The organism is Pseudomonas sp. GL-RE-29 (assembly GCF_019947275.1).
GTDB lineage: Bacteria > Pseudomonadota > Gammaproteobacteria > Pseudomonadales > Pseudomonadaceae > Aquipseudomonas > Aquipseudomonas fluorescens_A.
Window position 1 is genome coordinate 1 of sequence record NZ_JAGYGD010000071.1, and the last position, 4781, is coordinate 4781.

At 52.2% G+C, this 4781-nt stretch carries 3 protein-coding genes and 2 pseudogenes; all 5 read right to left on the reverse strand.

Annotation, left to right across the window (positions count from 1 at the left end):
* Positions 1 to 851 (reverse strand): annotated as a pseudogene (locus KGB21_RS29170) (type IV secretion protein Rhs); the annotation flags it as partial.
* Between the two features lie 114 nt (positions 852 to 965).
* A complete protein-coding gene (locus KGB21_RS29175) occupies positions 966 to 1562 on the reverse strand; it encodes a hypothetical protein (protein WP_223507527.1) in 597 nt (198 codons plus the stop codon).
* Between the two features lie 22 nt (positions 1563 to 1584).
* A pseudogene (locus KGB21_RS29185) lies at positions 1585 to 3024 on the reverse strand (RHS repeat domain-containing protein); the annotation flags it as partial.
* Positions 3025 to 3046: 22 nt separating this feature from the next.
* A complete protein-coding gene (locus KGB21_RS29190; RefSeq protein WP_223507528.1) occupies positions 3047 to 3640 on the reverse strand; it encodes an SMI1/KNR4 family protein in 594 nt (197 codons plus the stop codon).
* The coding region (locus KGB21_RS29195; RefSeq protein ID WP_223507529.1) for an RHS repeat-associated core domain-containing protein at positions 3637 to 4781 on the reverse strand (1145 nt) is incomplete at its 5' end. The genes KGB21_RS29190 and KGB21_RS29195, both read right to left, overlap by 4 nt.

Genomic DNA, 4781 nt, shown 5'->3' on the forward strand with positions numbered 1-4781 from the left:
CCGCTGCCGTAATACAGGTGATTGAGGTGTTGACCGGTGGGCAACGTCAGGGTGGTGAGGTTGCTCAGTGGATCGTAGTCGTAGGACAAGGCGCCTTGCGCCGTGGTCTCCTGAATCAGACGGCCGAGCAGATCGTAGGAAAACTCGAGCGTTTCTTCACTGACGCCGATCTGCTTGCCCTGCGCGGTCGGCAGGCGCTGGATCGACAGCAGCCGATCACCATCGTCATGCACGTAATCCTGACGGGCATCGGCATTGAGCTTGGCCAGCAACCGGCCAATGCTGTCGCGTTCGAATTCGGTACGACGCTGTGGTCGTTCTCCGCGTTCGCCGTAGCCGGTTTCGTCGACCTGGGTCAGATGCCCACCCAGGTTGTAGCTGAAGCGTCGGGTCAGATTGTCGATGCGTTTTTCTTCGATCAACCGGTCAGACGCATCGTAGGCAAACTGGTACGCCGCGTTATTTTCGTTGATCAGTGCAGTCAGGCGAATCGCCGGGTCGTATTCGTAGCGGATGCGCTGGCCCTTGGCGTCCTGGCGGCTGCTCGGCAGCCCGCGGGCGGTGCGCAGCAGGCGCGTGGTCTGGCCTTTGCCGTCGGTGTGCGTCAGTACCTGGCCGAGGGCGTTGTAGGTGAACGATTCGGCGCTGCCGTCCGGGTGCTGGATGCGCAGCACTTCGCCGTCGGGTTTGCGTTCCAGTGTGGTGGTCTGCCCCAACGCGTCGGTGACGGCGACCAAGTGTTGGCGTTCGTCGAAGCGATAGGTGGTGGTTTTACCCGAGCAATCCTGGAAGCGCTCGACCTGGGCCAGGGTGTTCCACCACAGGTATTTGGATTTGCGACTGACGTCGATGGTTACTATAGAGAAGTGACTGAGGCAATGTTGGCAGCCACTTTTTCAATGTATTTTAAAAGAGCGACAGAGAACGTTAGTTACCGCATCAAAAAATCGTAAAAAAACTTAATTTCACCCATAAAAATAATCAAAAAAATTTTCAAAATTATCTTCACCTAATATAGGAGATATCTCAGAGCTCACCCTTTCGACAAACAATGAATTCAAACCGTCATCATCGGAAATATCAAAAACATTGAACTCACCATAAACTATATCAATCAGTCTTGCCAACGCAAAAACAAAATCAGCTAGCGAGTCTGATATCTTAAAAGGGGGAACCGCACTGTAACTAGCAAAAATCTGAGTGTATTTAACATCCGTGACTGCAATCACAGGTTTCCCACCACCAGAGTCATCCATTACAACTACGAAAGACCGCCCCCAATCTTCGTTTAACTTAGTACCTGAGCCCACATCAATCCACTTATAACCCATTTGGCCTTTTTCAATGAACTCAAGACTAAAAAGCTTTAACGGCGTGAATCCTGTTTCGATCTTTACATCAACCGGCTCATAACCGTTAAAAAAAGCATCCAACTCAGCTGAGCGAGCGAGGGCGGGCGGCCACTTCACATCTACTTGATCGCATCGCTGAAAATTTCCGGACAGACTATATTTGCTATGGACCCTAACCAACTCGTCCGCGGCGGTTGTTATATCAATCATACTCTTCTCCAAAATTAACTCATCAACCACAAGAACCTAACTTCACAGCACTTTTTACACGATCGATCAAGCGCCCCCTCCCTGCATTTGTATAACTGCCGCGGTGTCCTTGGGGGCTATTTAAATGCTCATCAATTCCACTAGGATGGTTTGCATTTTGTAAGAATACGATGTTTCTTGGATCACCCTTCCAAGCGGGTCCAAGTTGACCATTACCCTCTACACTGTTGATATGATGACCAGTATAACCAGCTTCGGACATAATTGAAGAAAGCTGTGCGTTGTTGCGTGTACCTAAAATAGTCTCACGCTCCGCCGCAGTCCAATTTCGTGTGCCGCCGCCTCTTTCAACGAGCGCCCTCTCCTCCCCCCATGCTCGACTGATAGCGGTACCTCGGGCGCCAGCTTGCGGTGTCACCGAAGCTCTCGGCTTATATCTGACTAAGTCTTCTGGACTTAACCCGGAAGGATCAACCCAAGCTATTGAGTTCGGAGCATATTCGTAAAGATTAAAACTACCCAACAACCCAATCGGATCCTGCGTAACAAACCGCCCCACCTCCGGATCGTAATACCGAAACGTGTTGTAGTGCAGCCCCGTCTCTTCATCGAAATACTGCCCCTGAAACCTCAGGTTCTGCTCGACGTCATTGACCGTCAGCTTTTCAACCGAACCCCACGCCTTGCACGTCGCCTGCCAGACAATGCTCCCGTCCGCGTCCGTCATCTCCAGCGGCGTACCAATCTGGTCGGTATGGAAGTAGTAAAGCTTCTGCTCTTCCCCTTCTGCCTGGTCGACACGCGCCAACGGCGCATAGCTGCCCGGTTCGTAAACGTACAGACTGCTCTGCCCCGGACGCTCCTCGCGCAGCATGCGCAGGCCTTGCCACAAGAAATTCTTCTGCTCGGTCACGCCATTAACAACGGACTGTTTGCCGACCCGCCGCCCCAGGCTGTCGTACCGATAAAAACCGCTGCTTTCCAGCTTGCCATTGACCAACGTCTCGGCCCGCACCAACCGATTTTCACAGTCATAAACAAACGTCTGCAGCTTGCCCATGCCGCTGCGTTTTTCGATCAGGTTGCCCCACGCATCGTAGGCATATTCCTGATCCCGCCAGCGTTTGAGGCGGTTGTCTTTGACGTGGTCGAACTGGCTGGTGTTGAAGTTCAGCCGGTTTGCCGCGGCGTCGTAGCGGAATTCTTCGCTGTCGACAAGCTTGCCGGTGTCGCGGCTGTGCAGTTGGCCGTTGGCTTCGTATTCGTACTTGATCTCGCCGCGCAGTTTGTCGAGGGTGCGGATCAGTTCACCGGCGCGCTCGACTAGCAAATCCGGCTGGATGCCGGGGTTGTGCAGGCGCGAGAGTTTTTCCGCTGGCAGACGCGAAGCAAACTGCCAACTCTTGCGACCCAGGGCGTCGTAGCCGAAACAGCTGGTGAGTGCGCCCTGGGTGCGTTGGATCTAATGTTGACAAGGGCACCAACTAGCTATCAAATCGAATTAGATGCCGATATCTAGCAACCACCCCCTCATACTTAACAGCTTTGACCCCGCTTAAGATCATCTCACTTTCCTTCTCGAGCTTTTCTTTCAGATTTGCCACCGAGCCGTTTAACCCCAACTCTTTCTTGATTGCCAGCACTTCTTGCGGCGTGGCTTTGGCTTTACCTACAGCAACAATACCTACCGAGTCCGTCAGTATGTTTGCCTCACCAAGGACATGCGCTACCAACACTTCAACTGACGAGAATACTTCCGCATCACCTAAGAATGGATCACCGGAATCAATGAGATAAAACTTATCTTCCACAGACCTATCGATCAAAACAAGCCTGCCACCAGAGTCGTCGCCCACCAAAAGCTGCCCTGGAAAATCCTTGTCTACTTCATAAGTCCTATTGCGCTCAACTATTTCCTCCGTTGAATAAATCAATACTTGATCATCAAGTAAAGCGCCATTATAGAGAGTCCAAAATCTGGCAATCCATATACTCTCATCGACCCCCAACGAGTTGACAACCTCATGTATCGTGGCTGCCGACGCAGGTGGTTTTACTTCTGTGAATTTTAGGCTCATTGAAATGCCCCTAGCGAATCAAAATATTTATATGACCTACTGGCAGCCTTTTTCGCAGCGCCAGGATCAACTCCGGCGTCAATTAGTTCTTTGTAAGCGACGCCAAACTCTTCCTTAATCGTACCGCCAAACCCAGAAAGTCGACGCCTGGTTCGCTGAAGTGAAGAGATAATCGCATGAGGCTCTCCCGAAGAGCTTTTTAGAAGAATAGCAGGTGCCTCGTTCCTCTTATATCCGGTGATATTTCTTTTAGCCCACTCGTCTTGGATAAAATGGTGTGACTGAACTAGTTTATCTTCCGAAATATTCTTGTGGCCCGATGCTCTATTAACGCCTGGAGACAGGTTACCGTGGGCATCAACATCACCAGCTTTGTAGCCGCCGGGACGATTGCAACTCCACCCCCATGCATCGGTCCATCCGATGGAATTAGGAGCGTACTGATACAGGTTCTCCCCGCCTATCAACCCAATCGGATCCTGCGTTACAAACCGCCCCACCTCCGGATCGTAATACCGAAACGTGTTGTAGTGCAGCCCCGTCTCGTCATCGAAATACTGCCCCTGAAACCGCAGGTTCTGCTCGACGACATTGACCGTCAGCTTTTCAACCGAACCCCATGCCTTGTACGTCGCCTGCCAGACAATCTGCCCTTCACGGTCAGTCATCTCCAGCGGCGTACCAATCTGGTCGGTATGGAAGTAGTAAAGCTTCTGCTCTTCCCCTTCTGCCTGATCGACACGCGCTAACGGCGCATAGCTGCCCGGTTCGTACACGTACAGACTGCTCTGCCCCGGACGCTCCTCGCGCAGCAAGCGTAGGCCTTGCCACAAGAAGTGTTTCTGCTCGATTACGCCATTAACAACGGACTGCTTACCGACCCGCCGCCCCAGGCTGTCATACCGATAAAAACCGGTACTCTCCAGTTTGCCATTGACCAGCGTCTCAGCCCGCACCAAGCGATTTTCACAGTCATAAACAAACGTCTGCAGCTTGCCCATGCCGCTGCGTTTTTCAATCAGGTTGCCCCACGCATCGTAGGCATATTCCTGATCCCGCCAGCGTTTGAGGCGGTTGTCTTTGACGTGGTCGAACTGGCTGGTGTTGAAGTTCAGCCGGTTCGCTGCGGCGTCGTAGCGGA

Bases quoted from the DNA above. Each gene is read 5' to 3' on its own strand.
- KGB21_RS29175 (WP_223507527.1), bottom strand. From the start codon at position 1,562: ATGATTGATATAACAACCGCCGCGGACGAGTTGGTTAGGGTCCATAGC.
- KGB21_RS29190 (WP_223507528.1), bottom strand. From the start codon at position 3,640: ATGAGCCTAAAATTCACAGAAGTAAAACCACCTGCGTCGGCAGCCACG.